We start from the raw sequence: 20,588 nt of genomic DNA, 5'->3' as shown, positions 1-20,588 counted from the left end.
GATATTGAAGGCAGCAAGTTATCATTTTGTTCTAGGCTCTTATTATATAGGCAGTAGTTGACTGGATTGAAAACAGGCTGATAGCAAGCTTTTTCAATCCCAGTCGCGCGCCCTTTTTATTTATGGTTGAGTGATATCATTTTCAATCAGTAATTTGATTGCTTTGTGATCCGTTGCATTTCTAAATAAATCATAAGCATTTTCTATTTCACTTAATTTACTATAGTGAGTGACAAGCTTTTCTGGTTCGATGACTTTAGTTGTTAATGCTTCTAATAACTCTTCAGTTGTATTAGCTGATACTAAACCAGTTGTAACGTTTATATTTTTAATCCATAATTTATCGATATCAAATTGAACTGGCAAGCCATGGACACCAACGTTGGCGATTGTGCCATCCACACCAATCAATTTTTGACATAAATCAAATGTTTGAGGGATACCTACAGCTTCAATAGCAACATCTACACCACGATGATTTAATTCTTTCACTTTTTTAATCGCTTCTTCAGTATGCGTTGAATTAATTGTATGCGTCGCACCAAGTGATTTAGCTGTAGCTAAACGGTTGTCATCTAAGTCGAGCATGATGATTTTTGAAGGAGAGAAGAACTGAGCGGTTAGTAAAGCTGCTAAACCAACAGGTCCGGCTCCAACAATAGCAACGGTGCTGCCTGGTTTAACTTTACCTTTTAATACACCAATTTCGTAACCAGTTGGTAAAATATCTGAAAGCATCACCAATGCTTCATCTGGTAACGACTCAGGTGCATGATATAGCGAATTGTCTGCGAAAGGTACTCTGACATATTCTGCTTGTGTACCATTAATTAAATGGCCTAAAATCCAACCACCATCATTTTCACAATGCGCATAGATTCCTTTTTTACAGTAATAACATTTACCACATGATGATATACAAGACACAATAACTTTGTCGCCGACTTTAAAGTTGTTAACATTTGAGCCAACAGATTCAACAATACCGATACCTTCGTGGCCTAATGTTGTATTTTTAGGAACTTCAGGTGTATCGCCTTTTATGATATGCAAATCTGTGCCACAAATCGTCGTTTTGACCATTCTAATAATCGCATCTGTACTTTCTGTAACTACAGGCTTTTCTTTGTCAATAAGTTTAGCTACACCAGGTTTTTCATAATTATAAGCTTTCATAAATAAAACCTCCAATCAAAATGTGAAAATTCTCACAATTATTATACCATCTTTTCCATTATAAATGTATTTATTTGTAGTGAAATATAATAAATTATATATACTTTTGCGATATGTTGTGAGCTGTTTTTTGGAACTAAAACTCAAGTAGATGAAATTTAAGTGCCGACGACTTAAAATAGAGATATATTATTATTTAAGGAGTGTGTGTAATGACTGAAGAAGGTTTATTAGTAGTTGAAAATGATATTGAAGTTAATGGTTACGATATTGATGCGATGGGCATTGTAAGTAACATTGTTTATATAAGATGGTTTGAAGATTTACGTACGATATTTATTAATCAATACATGAATTATTCAGAAATGATGAAACAGGGTATTTCACCAATATTAATGAAGACAGAAGTGGAATATAAAGTGCCTATTACTATTCATGATAAACCAGTAGGACGATGTTGGTTTATGAAAAGTGGTCGCACAAAATGGATTTTCAAATTTGAAATTGCGTCTGCGGATTGTGTTCATTGTGTAGGATACCAAACTGGATGTTTTTATGATTTAGATAAACAGAGAATCACTAAAATGCCCACAGTTTTTCAAAAAATATTAAAATAAGTAACTGTGTGCATCATAAACATGGGGTGAACATCGTGTATGAAAACTTAACAAATATTTATGAATACCGAAAATTTGTTGACGCTAATCAACTATGCGTCTTACATGTAATGAAGTCAGGTTGCAGCGTCTGTTATGCTGTACTGCCACAATTAGATGACTTAATACAACAATTCCCCCGTGTTAAATTAGGGGTGATTAATCAGAACAAAGTTGAAGATATCACTAGGCAGTTATCTATATTCACAGTGCCGGTAGATCTAATCTTCTTCCAAGGTAAGGAAGTGCATAGACAAGCACGTTTCATAGACATGCAAAGATTTGAGCGTCAACTGGTAGAATTAAATGATAATATAGAGTATAAATAAAACAGTTTGTTACATAAATGTAATGGACTAAATTGCAGCGCTAAAATCTTTTTATCAGATATGGATTTCGCCATATCATACGGCGTATTGATTATAAACATACTAAGATGAGCTATGAATAAATCTGAGACGATAGATTTATTCATAGCTATTTTTTATAGTTATATAGTCTGTAACATCATTATGTTTTAGGCTATAAACACTATATTGGCAGTCGTTGACTGGATTGAAAATAGGATGATAGCAAGCTTTTTCCAATTTTAGCCATTCTTGCCGGGGCGGGATTACGAATTCATAATGAATGCTGTCACGCGCCCTATTATTTGGGGATATATTCCAGTATATTTATCTTTCCTTATTTCTTAAATTTTTCTATTAATGCATCTGCACGTTGTTGATAGTCATGAATAACAGCTGCCGATTGTTGTAGTTGATGTTGTTCTTCTTCTGTGAGTTTGAGTTCAATAACTTGTTGTGCACCTGCACCATTGATGCGTGTTGGTGTACCTATATATAAATCAGTGAGACCATATTCTCCTTCAACATAGCTAGAGACGTTTAAAATGATATTTTGATTATTTAAAATTGCTTCAACAACACGTAAAATGCCGAGTGCTACGCCAAAGCAAGTTGTGCCTTTACGTACATAGATATCATAGCCAACGTTTTTAGTGATTTCAGTAATTCGTTGTACTTCAGCATCAACGTTATTACCGTAGCGTTGTTGTAACATCGGTAAAACTGGTTCTCCAGCAACGCGTGCATGAGACCATGCAGCAATTTGAGAATCACCATGTTCACCTACAACAGGCGCATAAACACTTTGAGGTGCAACATTTAGAGCTTGACCAATATAATATTGGAATCGTGACGAATCAAGCAATGTTCCAGTTCCAATAACTTTTGATTTGGGAAATCCAGATACTTTTTTCACGACATAGCTCATAATATCAACAGGATTTGACGGTAATATAATATGGCCATCAAACCCTTGATCTACAATTTTTTGCACCATTGGCACAAAGATTTCTACATTATCCTCTAATAATTTGAGACGTGTTTCTCCTTTTGGTAAAGATGCGCTCGCACAGATAACGATAATATCTGCATCTTGACAGTCACTATAATCACCAATATAAACGCTGACGGGTTTGTGACTGAAAGGGGTAGTATGATTTAAATCCCAAACGTCAGCCTCAGCCTTTTCAGTGTCAATGTCGATAATAGCAAGTTCATCGGCTGATCCATGTGATACTAGGGCGTAAGCGAAGGAAGAACCTACATGTCCGCTACCAATTAAGACAATTTTATTTCTTTTCATCAAATTAAGCCTCCTCATTATTGAAATGGTTATAACATAAAGTTAATTAGTTCGATTTTATCATTAATTTTATAAAAATAAAATATGATACTACTAACTTTGGTTTATTGTATCGTGCAATAACTACATGTTACGTTGGTAGACATCTGAAATTAATGAATCATCTCTTTAAAGGTCGCCAATATGCTACTATTTACTTCACATTATCATCTTAAAACCATGTACTAATGAAATTCATTAAAATAATCGTCAAAAATGTATTAAACTAGAAATGTAACATATAGGAAGGAGCTTCTTAATGAAAAAACAATTGATTAGCATATTATGTTCCACAGTGCTTGGAACACTGGTTTTTGCTAAATTTAGAGAAAAAAGAAGTTATCGAAGCTTTTTATTTGAACAATATTTGCGCTTAACTAGAGTGAGAAAACCTTTTGAATCAGTGGAAAACGCCAAAGAAGCTATAGAAGAAATGAAAGATATAACGGCAGGAAAATATAGTGGAACGACGTATGAATTTAAACATTCAGTTACTATTAAAGATGACAGTGGCTCAATTGTATATATCATTAATGATCATCAAGATATTACACAACAAACGATTCTTTATATTCACGGTGGTGCATGGTTTCAAGATCCACTTGAACAACATTTTGACTTTATCGATACCTTAGCAGGCTGTTTAAATGCTAAAGTTGTGATGCCCGTTTATCCGAAAGTGCCACACCGTGATTATCGTACGACATTTAGTTTATTGTATCGACTTTATGATAAGTTATTGACTACGGTTAAGAATCCAGAACAACTCATTCTTATGGGAGATTCGGCAGGAGGACAAATTGCCTTATCATTTGCACAATATTTAAAAGAAGAGACGACGTTTGCGCAACCAGGACATATTATTTTGATATCACCAGTATTGGATGGCACATTTAGCAATCCAGATACTCAAAAATATGAAAAAGTAGATCCAATGGTTGCCATTGATGGAACAAAATATTTTATTAAATTGTGGGCAGGAAAAACAGCTATTAAAGATTATAAAATATCTCCAATTAATGGCACGTTACAAGGACTTGGCAAAATTTCAATCTTTATCGGTACTAAAGAAACTTTATATCCTGATGCACTACGTTTATCTAAATTGTTAAATCAACAAGGCATTCTTCACGACTTCTATCCAGGTTACAATTTATTTCATATCTATCCGATTTTTCCAATTCCTGAACGAGAAAAATTCTTTGCACAAGTGAAAACAATTATTAAATAGACATGTAATTATAAAGCAACTTCAACCTATCAGTTATCAAGATAAGAAGAAGTTGCTTTTTTAGGTTGGGTAATTAATTTGAAGGTATTATCATCATTGATTTGGGACATCATAGTGTGAGAAAGCCAATTGTTTTGATTACTGTGATTTAGAGAGTGATTAGAAGTGCCATTAGATGTATCAGATTTTGCTGCCTCTTTGTAATGATTAATATAGCGATGATCGGTATCAAGTACAGAATTACTCATATCATTTCCTTGTAAACTACCAATGAGAATTAATGCAAGATAAGTTGTACATGCGATAAAAACGGTTCCTAGATAAATGCTAATCACTATTTTTCTAGACTTAGCCATTTTGTTCCTCCTAAGATTTCATCCTTAAATTTAAGTCATCATTCTAATCCCATTTAACTCATGTTTAACGTAACATATCATCTTTAAGATAATGTAAAGGTTAAGTAAATATTTTTTATTTGATTAATTACTATATTAAAAAAGTTATCTTTGTAGTTTTTACTTAAAAACAATTTAAATAGAAACGATTTTATTTGAAAATTTACAAATATTAATTTATACTTAACAAAAAATTAAAGTTTTTAAAACGCGCTCAACAACCGTTTGATAATATTAGGCGTATTGGGAGGGTTCTTAATGTAAGATGTTTTCATCTTAAAAGAAAATTAAGTTGAACTATACATATTGAGATAGAGTGTTGTGACTTGTTCAACACACTAAAAACAGCATAGGTGGCATAACGGGAATGTACGAAGTGAAAAGCATCGTCGAAGTTATGACCGCCTTTTCATTTATCTACCTATTTATTACAGCTAGTAGAAAATCAAGGAAAGAGGTACATAATATTGATTCTCATTATAATTTGCGTCTCGCTTATATTATGGTTAGGAATTAAAGAAAAACGGCGTCATACCAACCGACTTAATAAAATTCCAGTGCGAATTAATATTAACGGTATAAGAGGTAAATCAACAATCACACGGATGGTTTACAGTGTTCTACGTGAAGATCGCATTAGAGTTGTAGGTAAGACAACTGGTACGGATGCCAGAATGCTGTATTGGTTTACAGATAAAGAATATCCAGTCATTCGAAAGCCACAAGGAGCTAATATTGGGGAACAACGAGACATTATCCGCAAAGTGGTAAAACAACGTGCAACGGCACTTGTTAATGAATGTATGGCAGTTAATCCAGATTATCAAATCACGTTTCAAAATGATTTAGTTATGGCCAATATTGGTGTCATTGTTAATGTTATGGAAGACCATATGGATGTCTTAGGACCAACGTTGCAAGATGTGGCGCAAGCTTTCACTGCAACAATTCCATATAACGGCAAATTAGTCATAATGCAAGATAAGTATACTAAATTTTTTGCTAAAGAAGCACGCAAGCGCAAAACAGAGTTAATTGTTGTTGATAAAGAAAAAGTACCAGAGTCCTATTTGAGAAAATTTGACTATCTTGTCTTTCCAGATAATGTGGCGATTACTTTAGGTGTAGCCCAGGCTTTAGGTATTGATCAACAAACAGCACTGCAAGGTATGCTTAACGCACCACCTGATCCTGGTGCGGTAGAAATTAAATATTTCCAAGCAAATAGCACAACAAACGTCTTTGTTAATGCATTTGCCGCTAACGAACCACAATCTACGAAAGCGATTTTAAATAAAGTGGAAAGTTACGATTATCCATACAGCAAGAAGATTGTAATTTTAAACTGTCGCTCAGACAGAGTGGATAGAACGAGACAATTCGTTGAAAACTTTATTGCTGAAGTAGATTATGACACACTCATTTGCACTGGAAAGAGTACGCAAATGGTGACAGATAAGATGCAATCACAACCTAATAAACGCTATTTGAATTTAGAAGGTGCCCCGTTTGCAGACATAGAAAGAACGATTCTTAAAGAATCACAACATGCCCTTGTATTTTGTGTCGGCAACATTCATGGACCAGGTGGAAGAATAGCAGAATTTATAGAAGGGATAGAATAAAATGATAGGTTCAGAATTATATTTTTCCTTATTTGTAGGAATTGTGCTTAGTTTGATTTTTGCTGAAAAATTTGGAATTAATCCAGCAGGGCTTGTTGTACCAGGCTACCTAGCACTTATCTTTGATGAGCCCATCATGTTATTATCAGTGCTCGTCATTAGCTGCTTAACTTATTTTATTGTGACATTTGGCATAAGCAAATGGGTCATTTTATATGGTAGACGAAAATTTGCAGCGATGATTTTAACGGGAATGGTATTAAAATTTATCTTTGATTTAATTTATCCAATAACCCCGTTTGAAGTCGTAGAAGTATCAGGCATAGGTGTTGTTATACCAGGAATAATTGCGAATACAATTCAAAAACAAGGTGTCGTAATTACCTTATCAACGACAATGTTATTAACTTGTATCACTTATGTCATCTTGTTCTTATATAGCTTTATTAATTAATTACGAGCAAGGAGCGCAAAATCATGAAAAAGAAGTTAACAGCAAGTGAGTGGTTGTTAAAACAAGCAAAACGACATAAACGACGTAACTTTTTATATACATTAATTGTGCTGGTAATTACGCTGGTGTTATTAGTTGTGGCAATTAGCTCGCAAAAGGTTGAGTCAGTAGATAGTATCCCTAAATCTGGAAATAATATTCGCATGACTTATCTAGGCAACATTAACCTTAACTCACATATACGTAATATCAATCTCAATGATGTGTTCGCTAGTTTAAAACAACCATTAAAGCAAAGTGAATTTTCAACGGCATCACTGCATGTAAATCACTTTTCAGATAAAAGTGATGAGAATTTGAAAAAGAATTTAGAAAATATTTTATTTCTAAAAGATCAGAATATTAAAAGTGTCAATCTTATAAATAACGAAGTTGATAATGTACAAGCTCAAGATTTAAGTAAAAAAGTGGAGGCCCAAACAGAATATAACTTTTTAACTGGTAATGGCTCTAATCCTATTAATAGTAAAACGGTTCAACAAACAATTAAAAATAAAAAAATTGCCAATGTATCGTTTACAGATGTCGAGTCAAATTACACAGGGCCATTGAAAAATACAACATCCATTAGTTTGGATCCTAATATTTTTATGCCACTGTTAAAAAAATTAAAACAAAATAATGACTACGTCGTTGTTAATGTAGATTGGGGGATTCCAAACGAACGCAACGTTACAGAACGACAACGTGAATATGCGAAAGCTTTAATAAATTCAGGAGCTGACATTATTATCGGACATAATTCGGTCATCCAAGAAATAGATAAGTACAAAAACAAACCCATATTCTATAGTTTAGGCAATACAACATCAGATGAATTTCTATCAAAAAATCATAAAGGTATGATTGTGCAGCAAGATTGGACCGGTAAAGCAAGTCGTTTCCATTTGACGCCTATTAAATCTTCCGATGGTAAGATAACTAGAGATTTAATGAGTAAAATGGAACAACGCAAATTTTATAACAACATTAAAGGCGAGCATGTCAATTTAAAAGCCGAAAAAGATGGGGGTTATTCATTTGAATAAAAAAGAACATTATGTTGCTATAACAGTTGTCCTTATTGTACTTTTTATTTTAATCATGGTTACATTTTCAAGAGCGAATGAAGGTTTAGATAAATTTGAAAAGCAAGAGTTAGAGAATGGCACAGAGCAATATCTTTCAAAAGGAGCAAGCTAACTATGAATATATACAATAAAATGACCTTGATTGTCATTTTGATTGCAACAATTGCAGTATCCTTTACATTTTATCTTTTTCAAAAAGAGGATAACCCCAATAAAGATGCGCTCTATGAAAATAAAATAGCTGATCATAAAACACCTAAAGATAAAAAAGACTATGGGGTTGCTTCAAACAACTATATCGCGAAGCGGGTCGGAGAAAAGATTTTGCAAGATGGTGGAAATGCAGTTGATGCGGCTATTGGCGTATCTTATGCTTTGGCAATCACCGAACCACATTCATCTGGACTTGGCGGTGGCGGTGCGTCGCTTACATATAATGGTAAAGATGGAGAAGTTCCAAAAATGTATGAATATAAAACACTTTCCTCTTATGATTATAAAAAAGGAGATCAGATAGGGACACCAGGATTTGTAAGAGGCATGCATGATATGCATGAAAGAGAAGGGAAAATGGATGAAAAGAAAATATTAGATTATGTCATTCCGTTAGCCCAAGATGGCTTTGAAGTAGATTCAGAGTTAGAGCGTAGTTTGAAAATTTATGGTTCCGATATCGACCGTGACTCACCATTCTTTAAAGGAAGCAAAACGGTGAGAGAAGGAGATGTCGTAAAACAGGAAGCTTTGACAAAAACATTGAAAGGTATCCAAGACAAAGGACCTGATTATTTTTATGAAGATCTTGGTAAAAGCATTTCAAAGCAAGTGGATGATAAATTGACTGAAAAAGACTTTTCAACGTTTAAAACAGAAGAAAAAGAACCTGTAAGTACGAATTATTTGAATAACAAAGTTTATTCAGCCTCTAACCCATTAGGTGGAACACTGATGTTACAAGGCTTAGTACTTGAAGAGAGCAACAACCCTGGTCAGCAAAATGAAGACAATCGTATAGACTATATTAGCAGTATTCTTAAATCTAGAGACTTAATGTATCGCAATAGAGATATTGTTAATGGTCAAGAAGCCAGTAATGAACAATACTTATCTAAAGATTATTTACTAGAAAAATTAAATGGTATTAATATTGATTCAAGTAATTTTAATAAGAATCAAGTGGACAATACGAGCACCACACATTTTGTTGTTATAGATAAAAATGGCAAGGTTGTCAGTACCACAAATACGTTGTCTAGTTTCTTTGGATCAGGAAAATACGTTAAAGAAGGCTTCTATATGAATAACTCTTTAACAAACTTCTCAAGTGATCCCAATAGTCCGAACTACGGTGAAAAGCATAAGGCGCCACGCTCTTATACTTCACCTTCAATCATCGTAGGACCAGACTTTTATATGGGAATCGGTACGCCAGGTGGTAATAAAATTCCAACGATGCTTAATGAGGTCATCGTAGATTATTTAAAAGGTAATGGCACATTGCAGGAATCAATTAATAAACCAAGATTCTATAATGATGGTTCAACAATCTATTATGAAAATGCAACAAGTGACGATGACATTCAGGCGTTTAAATCATTAGGCTTTAATGTGGAAGAAAAACGAAATGATCCAAACTTTGGTAGTGTTCAAGGAGCTATTTACAATAAAAATAGTAAAAAAGTAGAAGTGGGATCTGATGTAGGAAACCGTTAAAATGTTGATAACATCGTTATTCGCTGTCGTTTATTGTTGTAAACAATGACGGCAGCTTTTCTGTATTATTTGTCATGTGTTACATTTCTATTAGTATACAAAGTAATAACAGAAATGAGCACATGTCAGGATGAAAAATAGTTGTATTATTATTTTATCTTTTACGCTAAAAATATATTATCATTTTTATTATGTCGTTATATAATGATAACAGTCATGACTATGTGAGGACACGGAATGATAGACAATTAATTTTGTGAGAGAAGGTGGCCATTTATGCAAGAAGTCGTATTAGGTATTGATTTAGGTACGAGTGCAGTGAAAATCATCGCAGTAGATAAAGAAGGACAGGTATTAGTAACCGTTAGCGAGCCTTTAACATTGATTCAGCAACAGCCGGGATATAATGAACAAGATCCAGATGAATGGCTAGATGCCGTAAAGCAAGGGATTAAGCGCGTTACACAGCATGACAGTCTTAAGCATCATACAATTCAAGGGATATCATTTTCTGGACAAATGCATGGCTTGGTTCCTTTGGATAAAAATGGTTGTCCTGTGAGGCATGCAATCTTATGGAATGACACGCGCAATTCAGCACAATGTGAACAAATCATCGCGCGCTATGGGCAACGTTTAAATGGTAATCCAATTCTTGAAGGTTTTACTTTACCTAAAATGTTATGGATGCAACAACATGAGCCAGAGCTATGGAAACAAGTGGATACGTTTGTATTACCTAAAGACTATATTCGTTACGGTTTAACCGGTCAGATACATATGGAATACTCTGATGCAGCAAGTACATTATTACTTAATCCAACAACGCATGAGTGGACAAGAGAAATTGGAGATGCCTTTGGTTTAGGTGAGATTTATCCACCATTAATACCATCGCATGGTTACGTCGGTAATGTTAAGTCAGGATTAGCCATAGAACTAGGATTAACATCAAATGTCAAAGTATTTGCTGGAGGCGGAGACAATGCGTGTGGTGCAATTGGTGCTGGTGTAGTTAATGATAATGACACTTTATGTAGCATTGGGACGTCTGGCGTGATTGTCAATGTTGAAAAGGATGAACATACACAATATCAAAACAACATTCACTTCTTTAATCATAGTGTGCCAAATACTTATTATGCAATGGGAGTAACATTAGCAGCAGGTTACAGTCTTTCTTGGTTGAAACATACGTTTTTTGCATCGGATAGTTATGATGATGTGATTAAGTTAGCAGCCTCATCATCTATCGGTGCGAACCGTCTACTTTATACTCCCTATTTAGCAGGTGAACGCACACCACATGGAGATGCCTTTATTAGAGGAAGTTTTATTGGTTTAAGTGGCAGCCATACAAAGGCGGATTTTTCTCGAGCAGTTATTGAAGGTGTGACGTATTCTTTATATGATTCAATACAGTTAATGAGAGCGGCGGGTAAAGAAATAACGCATGTCACTTCTATTGGCGGAGGTGCTAAAAGTGAGTTCTGGTTACAACTTCAAGCAGATGTCTTTAATACGACTGTAAGAAAGTTAAAACACGAAGAAGGTCCTAGCATGGGAGCTGCTATGATAGCAGCAGTAGGTCTAAATTGGTTTGAGAGTATTGAAGACTGTGTCGATGCATTTATAGATATCGTTGCAGAATTTCATCCTAATCCAGAACGGCATCGTCAATACGAGCAATTTTATCAAATATATCAACAGGTATATGCACAAACAAGAACGATTACACAACAACTATTGACTTTAGAAATATAAAATTAAGCAAGAGTCTAGGGCATCATTATGATTTATGTTCTAAACTCTATATTGGTAGCAGTTGACTGGATTGAAAATACGCTTATACTAAGTTTTTTCAATTCTAGTCGACCTTGCCGGGGCGGGACGACGAATTCATAATGAATTCTCTCCCGTTCCTTTTTTGTGATTAAATCGTGAGCATTTTAAAACAAAAATATTTAAGTATACGTTACGATAAAGATGTGTAAAGTTAGTGTAAATATATGAAGAATTATGTATAAAATTTTACTTGTTGCAATCAAGTTCTTCATGGTGTAAAATGTTAAAAAATAAATTTAATCGTTACAATAATTTAAATAACACAATTTTAGAAACGCGAAAATTTGCATATTGTGAATATATTCACATTTTAGACTAAATAAAATTTTGTTTTATATTGAAATCGTTTTCTTAGGGGTGTACGATGACTATGGCTAGAAAAAATTGAAAAGAGGTTTTGGGAAATGAACATTATTCTAGGCGTAGGTACACTCGTATTGGTGTTAGCAGTGATGACACTGTTTTTAAAGTATGCACCGTACGGTAAACAAGGACTACAAGCTTTATCCGGAGCTGCTTGTGCTACATTTTTACCACAAGCATTCCTGAGTTACGCTATTGGCGGCGTATTTCACATTGAATTTTTAAAAGAGATCGGTGATTTAGTCGGCGGTCTTAGCGGCGTAGCTGTAGGTATTTTAACGTGTTTGAAATTAAATATATCACCTGTTTTTGCGGTGATTGTAGGGCTAGTCTTACATGATTACAAATTATTACCTGCATTTATTGCTGCGTACATTATGGCTTTTGGAATTAAGCTTATTGAGAAAAAAGTTCCAGAAGGTTTAGATTTAATTGTTGTCATTCTAGTTGCACCTGCTATTACGTTTGGTTTAGCACATATTATTTCACCAGGGGTTATGGCAGTATTAAGACAAATTGGTGGCGCTGTTACTTCAGTTGGAGATAACAACCCATACGCATTAGCAATTATATTAGGACTTGTTATTCCAGTTACAGGAATGACACCTTTAAGCTCTATGGTTTTAACTAGTTTATTAGGACTCACTGGTGTGCCAATGGCAATCGGTGCATTAACTTGTATGGGCAGCTCATTTGTTAACTTTGTCTTATTTAGAACATTGAAAATTGGTGGACCATCAAAAGCATTTGCGGTATGTATTGAACCACTTACCCAAATTGACTTAATCGCACAGTATCCATTACAACTTTATGGTACGAATGCGATTATCGGTATGGTCAACGCATGTATCGTTACATTTGCAGGGCTAGTGATAAATGTAACTGGTATGGCAACACCAATCGCTGGTGCCATTGTATTGTTTGGCTTTAATAAACCTTTACCATCAGTTATTACAATTATTGTGGTTGCAGTTGTAAGTATTATTTTAGCGTATATCTTTGGTAAATTGATTAGCAAATTAAATATTACAAAAACAGACATCACGATTCCTGGACAAAACAACCAAGTTAAGGAGAGTGTTTAATAATGGCTAAAAAATCCTATGATTATCAAAGCGCATTTGACATTATTGGGCCAGTTATGATGGGACCATCAAGTTCTCATACTGCTGGTGCCGTTAAAATCGGTAACTCAGCAGGAAGTGTACTTGGTGTTACACCTCAGAAAATTGAAATTCGTTATTACGAATCATTTGCTGAAACTCATCAAGGTCATGGCACAGATGTCGCAGTTATAGGTGGTGCGATGGGCTATAGCACGTTTGATAGCCGTATTAAAGATGCTTTAAATATTGCTGAAAGTCAAGGTATCAAAGTAGATATCATTGAAGACAGAGGCGAAAGCTTGGGAGAACATCCAAACTGTGCGTATATTAAAGCTGAAGCAAATGGTCGCCATATTGAAGTAATTGGTAACTCAATTGGTGGCGGAACAATTAAACTAAAACGTATTAACGTTGAAGGGCTAGAAGTTAACTTCAATCATGGATTACCTATTTTAGTGATGGATGGTTATACTGATAAATCCACAGTCAATCATTTCATTAACTTTGCCAGTGAAGCCGGTGCTGCAATTGACAAAGAAATGACTGAAATGAAAGACAACCAATGTTTAGTAGTATTACCTTTATCTAAAGCATTGTCAGAATCAGCGTTAGAACAAATAAGAGAGAAATATAGTGACTTAAACGTATCCTATATAAATTAGAGGGGGATTTATAATGTTTGATTCAATTAGAGAGACAATTGATTATGCAGTAGAAAATGATATGTCATTTGCTGACATCATGATCAATGAAGAAATGGAACTTCAAGGCAAATCACGTGAAGACGTTCGAGCAATTATGAAACAAAATCTTGAAGTAATGCGCGCAGCAGTTGAAAAGGGCACAACTGGTGAAGGCGTAAAAAGTGTTACAGGTTACACAGGTCAAGATGCAATCAAATTAAATAAATACAATGAATCACAACACGCTTTATCTGGGCATGAGATGATTGAAGCGGTTAAAGGAGCTGTTGCGACAAATGAAGTGAACGCAGCAATGGGTATCATCTGTGCAACTCCAACAGCTGGCTCCTCCGGAACGATTCCGGGCGTACTTTTTAAATTAGAAAAAACACACGATTTAACTGAAGATCAAATGATTGATTTCTTGTTTACTTCAGCACTGTTTGGCCGTGTTGTTGCAAATAACGCCAGTGTTGCAGGTGCTACGGGTGGTTGCCAAGCCGAAGTAGGATCAGCATCAGCAATGGCAGCTGCGGCAGCTGTAGCCATTTTTGGAGGTAAACCAGAAGCATCTGGACATGCTATGGCATTAGCAATTAGTAACTTATTAGGATTAGTTTGTGACCCAGTTGCAGGCTTAGTTGAAATTCCATGTGTAATGAGAAATGCCATAGGATCTGGTAACGCATTAATTTCAGCAGATTTAGCATTAGCAGGTGTTGAAAGTAGAATTCCTGTTGATGAAGTTATTGAAGCTATGGATAAAGTTGGTAGAAACTTACCAGCATCTCTAAGAGAAACTGGACTTGGTGGCTTAGCTGGAACACCAACAGGAGAAGCGATTAAACGTAAAATCTTCGGAGACGCTGAAAAAAAAGTCAATAACTAAATTCTACGAAAACCTAGATAATAACATTTTAGGGAGTGGGACTACGAATTCATAATGAATTCTGTCCTGCTCCCCTTTTTCATGGATATTTACCACAATTGATTACATAGAAGTGGAGTCAATTTTCCGAAAATTTAAAATCTTATATTGCAAATTTACAACTTTGATTATAAAATATCCAAAAGGGGTTGATGTTATGCGAAGGTTATTTGGGATTTTTTTAGCCTTTACGATTAACACAACGATGACCTACTATTTGACAACGGAGGGTACATGGGAGAATCTTCTATTGCAATGCATGTCGCTTAGTATGATAATCGTATTTTTCTTTTACTATTTCCAATTTATTAAGAAAGCTAAAAAAATGACATAGTTGAATAATAAAAGCGTTCGGGAAATGAAACTTGAGCGCTTTTATTGCTATAGTAACGAGTCTATGTACGGTTATAAATTAATATCAAAGTGATGACAAAATTTATTAGACTTAAATGTTAATATTTGAATTATTTAGTTAATAAATCGATTTGATAAAATGCTAAATCCAACCAACGATTGAATTTGTAACCAACATTATTAATTGTACCTGCATGAATAAAACCAATTTTTTCGTGTAGATGAATGCTTACTTCATTTGAAGCATCGATACCTGCAACCATTGTACGATAGCCTTCATCTTTAGCAATTTGCATTAGTTGACTAAGTAATTGTGAAGCAATACCATGGCCGCGATAGGCTGAATCTACATAAATTGAATGTTCTATTGAATAGAGATAAGCAGGCCAATCTCGGAATGAACCATAAGTAGCGAACCCAACGACTTGTTGATGTTGTTCAAATACGAGAATAGGCTCTCCGGCTATAACTTTTCTCTCAAACCACTCTTCACGTTCCTCTATTGTTTGTGACTCATAGCTATAAACAGCTGTCGTATTGATAATAGCATCATTATAAATAGATAGAATGGCCGGTAAATCTTGACGTTCTGCGTGTCTAATCATATGTCTCACCTTTTTATTTTTTATTGTATAGTGTTCAACTATTGATTTCAAATTTATGTAATAAAATATGACAAACTTGTCGTAGGTAAAAAAAGCAATCAATGCTATACTATTATCAAACAATTTTACGGTTTAAAGGAGAAATACTGCATGAGAAAATGGACAAACCAATTGATGACCATTATTGGAGTTATACTTATATTAGTTGCCATTTACCTATTTGCCAAACCTCATATTGATAGTTATTTACATGACAAAGATAATAGCGATAAAATAGAAAACTATGATAAAACAGTCAGTAAAGCAAATAAAAATGATAAGCCAACCATCCCTAAAGACAAGGCAGAAATGGCTGGTTATCTCCGTATTCCAGATGCTGATATTAATGAACCTGTTTACCCTGGACCAGCGACACCTGAACAATTAAACCGTGGAGTTAGCTTTGCCGAAGAACAGGAATCTTTAGATGATCAAAATATTGCAATTGCAGGTCATACATATATTGGCCGCCCACATTATCAATTTACAAATTTAAAAGCAGCTAAAAAAGGTAGCAAGGTTTATTTTAAAGTGGGAAATGAAACAAGAGAGTATAAAATGACAACTATACGAGATGTGGATCCAGACGAAATCGATGTGCTAGATGAGCATAGAGGGGATAAAAACCGCCTAACTTTAATTACTTGTGATGATTATAATGAAAAGACGGGTGTTTGGGAAAAGCGTAAAATATTTATAGCAGAACAGATTAAATAATTGTAGAACACTTTGATCCGTTAGTTATTAACTAATAGATTGAAGTGTTTTTTATTTTCTCTCACAATATGATTTTAAGCAAAATTCGAAGCACAAAAAATGATATAAAAAAATAATAGTATTGTTATACGCTAAATTATCTGATATTCTTAGTGTAGATAAATACATCAAGATTATACAACGAGGACGTGACAAAAAGTGAAATCAAACAAAAAACCAGCTCAATTTCTTAATCGACATAACAATTATTCGATTAGAAAATTTACAATTGGTACTGCTTCTATTCTTGTTGGGACAACATTGATTTTTGGTTTGAGTAATGAAGCACACGCCCAAAGCAATAGTTCAGCAAAGGTATCAGATAAGGTAGCAACTGAACAGTCAGCATCGACTTCTCAAGAGGCAGATAGCAGTCAACAAACTGCAGCTTCTAATGCTCAAAACGTTCAAACTGCACCTGAGCAAGATAAAGCAACACCTACTACAGAGGTTAACTCTAACAATAATCAAACAGATTCTAAGCACGTAGCACCACAGAAAGAGCAAAATCAAACAGCTACGCAAACAGAATCTAAAAAAGAAACTGCACAAACACAAGCAAAAACAGAAGAAAAAGCAGCTTCTGATAACAAAAAAGCATCAGAAGATTCAGATGATAAAGCGACTTCAAAAGAAACAGATGAAAATAAAACTGATGATAGTGTAGATACAAACTCTAATATCACTACCCCAGTGTATGATACGACACGTGCGCGTGCTGCAACTTCAGTACCACTTGCTAGTAGTCTTGACTCAGATGCTAGTGCTGCTGAAAATGCAGAGCCACCAGCAGAATTTATTGATAAATACAATAAATCAACAAATAGAAGTCAATTAGTGCATGATTTATTAGCTGAATCATACAGTGAAACAGACGTTAGAGCAATTGTTAATCGCTTAAATATAGACTTTAATAAGACAGATGCTAAAAAAGCATTTCAAGCGATAATGTATGCTGGTATTCAATATGCTAAAGAACAAACATCATTATACACAACATATGCTACTATACCTGTTGATGGTGTAAATGTTAATAACACAGAAATTGGATCGGTAGCAGAGTTAAAGCGTAGTATTTATATAGATCCAAATAAAGGCTTAACAGTTAACGGTCAAGGATATACTTCTCAAGGCCAATCTCCTGCAAACTATACAGTACATGTTCAACCTAATAAAAGAACAAATAAAATGGACTTTACTGTAACTTGGAAAGTTAATCCATCAGCTTCTGCATCTGGGCATGACGCTGATTTAGGTGGCTTTAACTTTGGCTCAGGATATAATGTGCCAGAACGTATTAACGGTCGTTTTAATATATATGGTGGTAATACAATCTCAAATAATTTAGATATGATTAAAAGTCCACACCCTAGTTATCCAGCTGGTTATGGTTTGAGTAGCCGACCAACAATTACGAGATATTTTGTTCAACGTGGTGGACGTGTAGAATATCATTTTAGTGTTCCAGTACGTGATTGGAATGGTGATTTAAGCTTTAATGGTAAGGTTCTAATGTTCGACAACAACGTTACTCTTGTTGGTCAAGGTGTAATGAACCCAAATTCAAATGATAACTACTTCTATGACGAAATGAACATCCAGGGAGATAATAATCCAGATCGTCATATTATCACTACTGATGATACGTCAGAAGTTGAAAATATTCCTTTCCAAATAGAATACGTGGTTTCTAAAGATTTACCTGTAGGTCAACAAGAAGTTCAAAGAGAAGGTCAAGTAGGTAAACGCGGTACACTTTATTCAATTGTTAAATTTAATAACCAAACAATTGGTCGATTTGTTAAAGAAACATACAATATACCACCAGTTAATAAAATTATTAAAATTGGTATTGGGGCTGTAAATGATTCTAATATCAGTGGACCACTACCTCCAATTCTTGAACCACAACTTTCTGGTACAAATATTGTTAGCGGTGAAACAAGCCCTAATGCTGCCGTAACAATAACAGTAGGAGGAAGAAACTATCAAACGACATCTGATAGTTCAGGTCGATTTAATTTCCAATTGCCAAATTATATATTGCAAGAAGGGGACCACATTTCAGCCGTAGCAACTGTTGAAGGTAAAACAAGTAAACCTGGAAAAATTATTATTCCTCGAGATGGTAGAACACCTAACCTTACTACATCAGTTCAACGTGGACAAGATCAAAATAAACCAGGTAGTTGGGTAACAATTACGAATGCGACAACTGGTCAACAAGTAAGTCGATTCTTTGTACCAGATGGTTTACCTGGTAATGATGGTCGTTCTATTACTATTACAAATGAATATTTAGATCCAAGTACTGGAGAAAGAGTCGTTCAATTTAGTGACGGACGAACAATCCGTCTTCCTAAAGGACCAAAAGGAGACAAAGGTGATACAGGTGCTCAAGGTCCAGCAGGTAGATCAATAACAATTACTAGTACAACTGTGGATGCAGATGGTAATACAATTGTAAGATTTAGTGATAACACAACTCTTAAAATTCCTAAAGGACCAAAAGGTGATACAGGTGACCAAGGTCCAGCAGGTAAATCTATTACTGTCAAACACATATCTAAAGATTCACAAGGAAATACAACAGTTCAATTTAGTGATAATTCATCTATTATCATTCCAGCAGGTACGCCTGGACGTAATGGTACTTCAGTAGGAATACGTACAATTACGCCGCAAGCAAATGGCGATACAGTTGTAACGTTTACAGATGGTAAAACAATGACAATACCAAAAGGTGCCAAAGGTGATCGTGGTGAAGCTGGTCCAAAAGGTGCCGATGGTCATTCAATTACAATTACAAGCAATACGGTAGAACCAAATGGTGATCGTAAAATTGTCTTCTCAGACCACACTACCGTAGTAATTCCAAAAGGCGACAAAGGTGATAAAGGCGACAATGGTACATCAATAGGTATTACCCAAATTGATACAGACGTAGCAGGTAATAAAGTCGTACATTTTACAGATGGCAAAACAATGACAGTACCAAAAGGTCAAGATGGTACATCAATTGGAATCAAGTCTATTACGCCACAAGCAAATGGCGATAAATTAGTAACATTTACTGATAATAGAACCATGGTAATTCCAAAAGGTGACAAAGGTGATAAAGGTGCTGATGGTGCGAGTCCAACCGTGACAGCTACACGTACGCAACATGATGGAAAAGATGGTGTGGAAATCACGATTACCCCTGCAAATGGTGGTACGCCAATTAAAACTTTCGTAGCTGATGGTGAACGTGGTGAGAGAGGTCTGCAAGGCATTAACGGTGTAGATGGAAAATCTATCCGAGTATCAAGTAGCCGTGATAATCAAAAACATGAAACAACATTGACCTTCTATTACGACCAAGATGGCGATCAAGCCTTTGATGCAAGCAAAGACATCGTAGTCGACACAGCTGTTATCAAAGATGGTCGTACCCCAACGGTAGATATTAAGAAAATTTTACGTGGTGTGTCAACATTTAGAACTGCCACAGCTACCGCGAATCCTGATAAAGGTCATGAAGTCAAATTCTATTATGACAATAACAACAACGGTATTTTTGATGAAGGTGATGAAGAAATTTCATCTGGCTTCATTGCTGATGGTAAAAACGGTCAAAATGGTCGAAATGGGCGACAAGGTACTGAATTAATAAGTGGAATAATACCTCCTACAGATAGTGATGGTCTAAATGGCGATACGTATATCGACACTAACACTGGCGACACTTATAAAAAAGAAAACGGAAAATGGGTTCCAAGTGGAAATATCAAAGGACCAAAAGGTGACAAAGGTGAGAATGGTCAAAACGGTAGAGATGGAAAAGATGTTCTGAATGGC

At 35.0% G+C, this 20,588-nt stretch carries 19 protein-coding genes; 15 read left to right on the top strand and 4 right to left on the bottom strand.

Going from position 1 to position 20,588, the window contains the following annotated elements:
- Nucleotides 1–120: 120 nt before the first annotated feature.
- The gene (locus tag HMPREF2864_RS09770) at nucleotides 121–1,176 is read right to left on the bottom strand and encodes a zinc-dependent alcohol dehydrogenase family protein (RefSeq protein ID WP_002460465.1); all 1,056 of its coding nucleotides are present in this window, start codon (nucleotides 1,174–1,176) and stop codon (nucleotides 121–123) included.
- Nucleotides 1,177–1,388: 212 nt separating this feature from the next.
- Here HMPREF2864_RS09770 and HMPREF2864_RS09765 point away from each other — a divergent pair, with 212 nt between their 5' ends.
- Together HMPREF2864_RS09765 and HMPREF2864_RS09760 are read left to right on the top strand one after the other, a co-directional pair.
- Nucleotides 1,389–1,793: an acyl-CoA thioesterase gene (locus HMPREF2864_RS09765; RefSeq protein ID WP_002460464.1), complete on the top strand. Its 405-nt coding sequence runs from the start codon at nucleotides 1,389–1,391 to the stop codon at nucleotides 1,791–1,793.
- A gap of 35 nt (nucleotides 1,794–1,828) precedes the next feature.
- Nucleotides 1,829–2,161: a thioredoxin family protein gene (locus HMPREF2864_RS09760; RefSeq protein ID WP_002492415.1), complete on the top strand. Its 333-nt coding sequence runs from the start codon at nucleotides 1,829–1,831 to the stop codon at nucleotides 2,159–2,161.
- A 355-nt stretch (nucleotides 2,162–2,516) separates the two neighbouring features.
- Here HMPREF2864_RS09760 and HMPREF2864_RS09755 read toward each other — a convergent pair whose 3' ends face one another.
- Entirely contained in the window at nucleotides 2,517–3,482 is a 966-nt protein-coding gene (locus HMPREF2864_RS09755) for an L-lactate dehydrogenase (protein ID WP_002460462.1), read from the bottom strand.
- A gap of 298 nt (nucleotides 3,483–3,780) precedes the next feature.
- Between HMPREF2864_RS09755 and HMPREF2864_RS09750 the strand changes: the two genes are divergently transcribed.
- A complete protein-coding gene (locus tag HMPREF2864_RS09750; protein WP_002460461.1) occupies nucleotides 3,781–4,752 on the top strand; it encodes an alpha/beta hydrolase fold domain-containing protein in 972 nt (323 codons plus the stop codon).
- A 29-nt stretch (nucleotides 4,753–4,781) separates the two neighbouring features.
- Here the strand turns inward: HMPREF2864_RS09750 and HMPREF2864_RS09745 are convergent, their stop codons facing one another.
- Nucleotides 4,782–5,108, bottom strand: coding sequence for a hypothetical protein (locus tag HMPREF2864_RS09745; RefSeq protein ID WP_002460459.1), 327 nt, complete (start codon nucleotides 5,106–5,108; stop codon nucleotides 4,782–4,784).
- A gap of 506 nt (nucleotides 5,109–5,614) precedes the next feature.
- Here HMPREF2864_RS09745 and pgsB point away from each other — a divergent pair.
- The 10 genes from pgsB (at nucleotide 5,615) to HMPREF2864_RS12345 (ending at nucleotide 15,328) form a co-directional block, all read left to right on the top strand.
- Nucleotides 5,615–6,772: a poly-gamma-glutamate synthase PgsB gene (gene pgsB / locus HMPREF2864_RS09740; protein ID WP_070545520.1), complete on the top strand. Its 1,158-nt coding sequence runs from the start codon at nucleotides 5,615–5,617 to the stop codon at nucleotides 6,770–6,772.
- Between the two features lies 1 nt (nucleotide 6,773).
- Nucleotides 6,774–7,226, top strand: coding sequence for a poly-gamma-glutamate biosynthesis protein PgsC (gene pgsC, locus HMPREF2864_RS09735; RefSeq protein WP_002460457.1), 453 nt, complete (start codon nucleotides 6,774–6,776; stop codon nucleotides 7,224–7,226).
- A gap of 23 nt (nucleotides 7,227–7,249) precedes the next feature.
- Nucleotides 7,250–8,314 carry a CapA family protein gene (locus HMPREF2864_RS09730; protein ID WP_070545518.1) on the top strand — a complete coding sequence of 355 codons (1,065 nt, stop codon included), beginning with the start codon at nucleotides 7,250–7,252 and terminating at the stop codon, nucleotides 8,312–8,314.
- On the top strand, nucleotides 8,307–8,468 hold the full coding sequence (locus tag HMPREF2864_RS12195) for a hypothetical protein (protein ID WP_002478612.1): 162 nt from the start codon (nucleotides 8,307–8,309) through the stop codon (nucleotides 8,466–8,468). Before HMPREF2864_RS09730 ends, HMPREF2864_RS12195 begins: the two co-directional genes overlap by 8 nt.
- Nucleotides 8,469–8,470: 2 nt before the next feature.
- A complete protein-coding gene (locus tag HMPREF2864_RS09725; RefSeq protein ID WP_002460453.1) occupies nucleotides 8,471–10,069 on the top strand; it encodes a gamma-glutamyltransferase in 1,599 nt (532 codons plus the stop codon).
- Nucleotides 10,070–10,345: 276 nt separating this feature from the next.
- Entirely contained in the window at nucleotides 10,346–11,833 is a 1,488-nt protein-coding gene (gene xylB, locus HMPREF2864_RS09720) for a xylulokinase (protein WP_070545516.1), read from the top strand.
- Between the two features lie 485 nt (nucleotides 11,834–12,318).
- Nucleotides 12,319–13,362: a PTS sugar transporter subunit IIC gene (locus tag HMPREF2864_RS09715; RefSeq protein ID WP_002460451.1), complete on the top strand. Its 1,044-nt coding sequence runs from the start codon at nucleotides 12,319–12,321 to the stop codon at nucleotides 13,360–13,362.
- Nucleotides 13,363–13,364: 2 nt separating this feature from the next.
- Nucleotides 13,365–14,045, top strand: a complete 681-nt coding sequence (gene sdaAB / locus HMPREF2864_RS09710; RefSeq protein WP_002460450.1) for an L-serine ammonia-lyase, iron-sulfur-dependent subunit beta — start codon at nucleotides 13,365–13,367, stop codon at nucleotides 14,043–14,045.
- Between the two features lie 13 nt (nucleotides 14,046–14,058).
- Nucleotides 14,059–14,955, top strand: a complete 897-nt coding sequence (gene sdaAA, locus HMPREF2864_RS09705) for an L-serine ammonia-lyase, iron-sulfur-dependent, subunit alpha (RefSeq protein WP_002460448.1) — start codon at nucleotides 14,059–14,061, stop codon at nucleotides 14,953–14,955.
- A 196-nt stretch (nucleotides 14,956–15,151) separates the two neighbouring features.
- Nucleotides 15,152–15,328: a hypothetical protein gene (locus HMPREF2864_RS12345; RefSeq protein WP_014533217.1), complete on the top strand. Its 177-nt coding sequence runs from the start codon at nucleotides 15,152–15,154 to the stop codon at nucleotides 15,326–15,328.
- Between the two features lie 130 nt (nucleotides 15,329–15,458).
- Here the strand turns inward: HMPREF2864_RS12345 and HMPREF2864_RS09700 are convergent, their stop codons facing one another.
- Nucleotides 15,459–15,953, bottom strand: a complete 495-nt coding sequence (locus HMPREF2864_RS09700) for a GNAT family N-acetyltransferase (protein ID WP_002460446.1) — start codon at nucleotides 15,951–15,953, stop codon at nucleotides 15,459–15,461.
- 150 nt (nucleotides 15,954–16,103) lie between these two features.
- Between HMPREF2864_RS09700 and srtA the strand changes: the two genes are divergently transcribed.
- The gene (gene srtA, locus HMPREF2864_RS09695; protein WP_002460445.1) at nucleotides 16,104–16,709 is read left to right on the top strand and encodes a class A sortase SrtA; all 606 of its coding nucleotides are present in this window, start codon (nucleotides 16,104–16,106) and stop codon (nucleotides 16,707–16,709) included.
- Nucleotides 16,710–16,907: 198 nt separating this feature from the next.
- Nucleotides 16,908–20,588, top strand: a 3,681-nt coding sequence (locus tag HMPREF2864_RS09690; RefSeq protein WP_256277709.1) for a YSIRK-type signal peptide-containing protein, incomplete at its 3' end; no start/stop codon positions are given.

This window comes from Staphylococcus sp. HMSC059F04, from assembly GCF_001812565.1.
Lineage (GTDB): Bacteria > Bacillota > Bacilli > Staphylococcales > Staphylococcaceae > Staphylococcus > Staphylococcus lugdunensis.
This window is presented reverse-complemented; position numbering and strand designations above follow the sequence as displayed.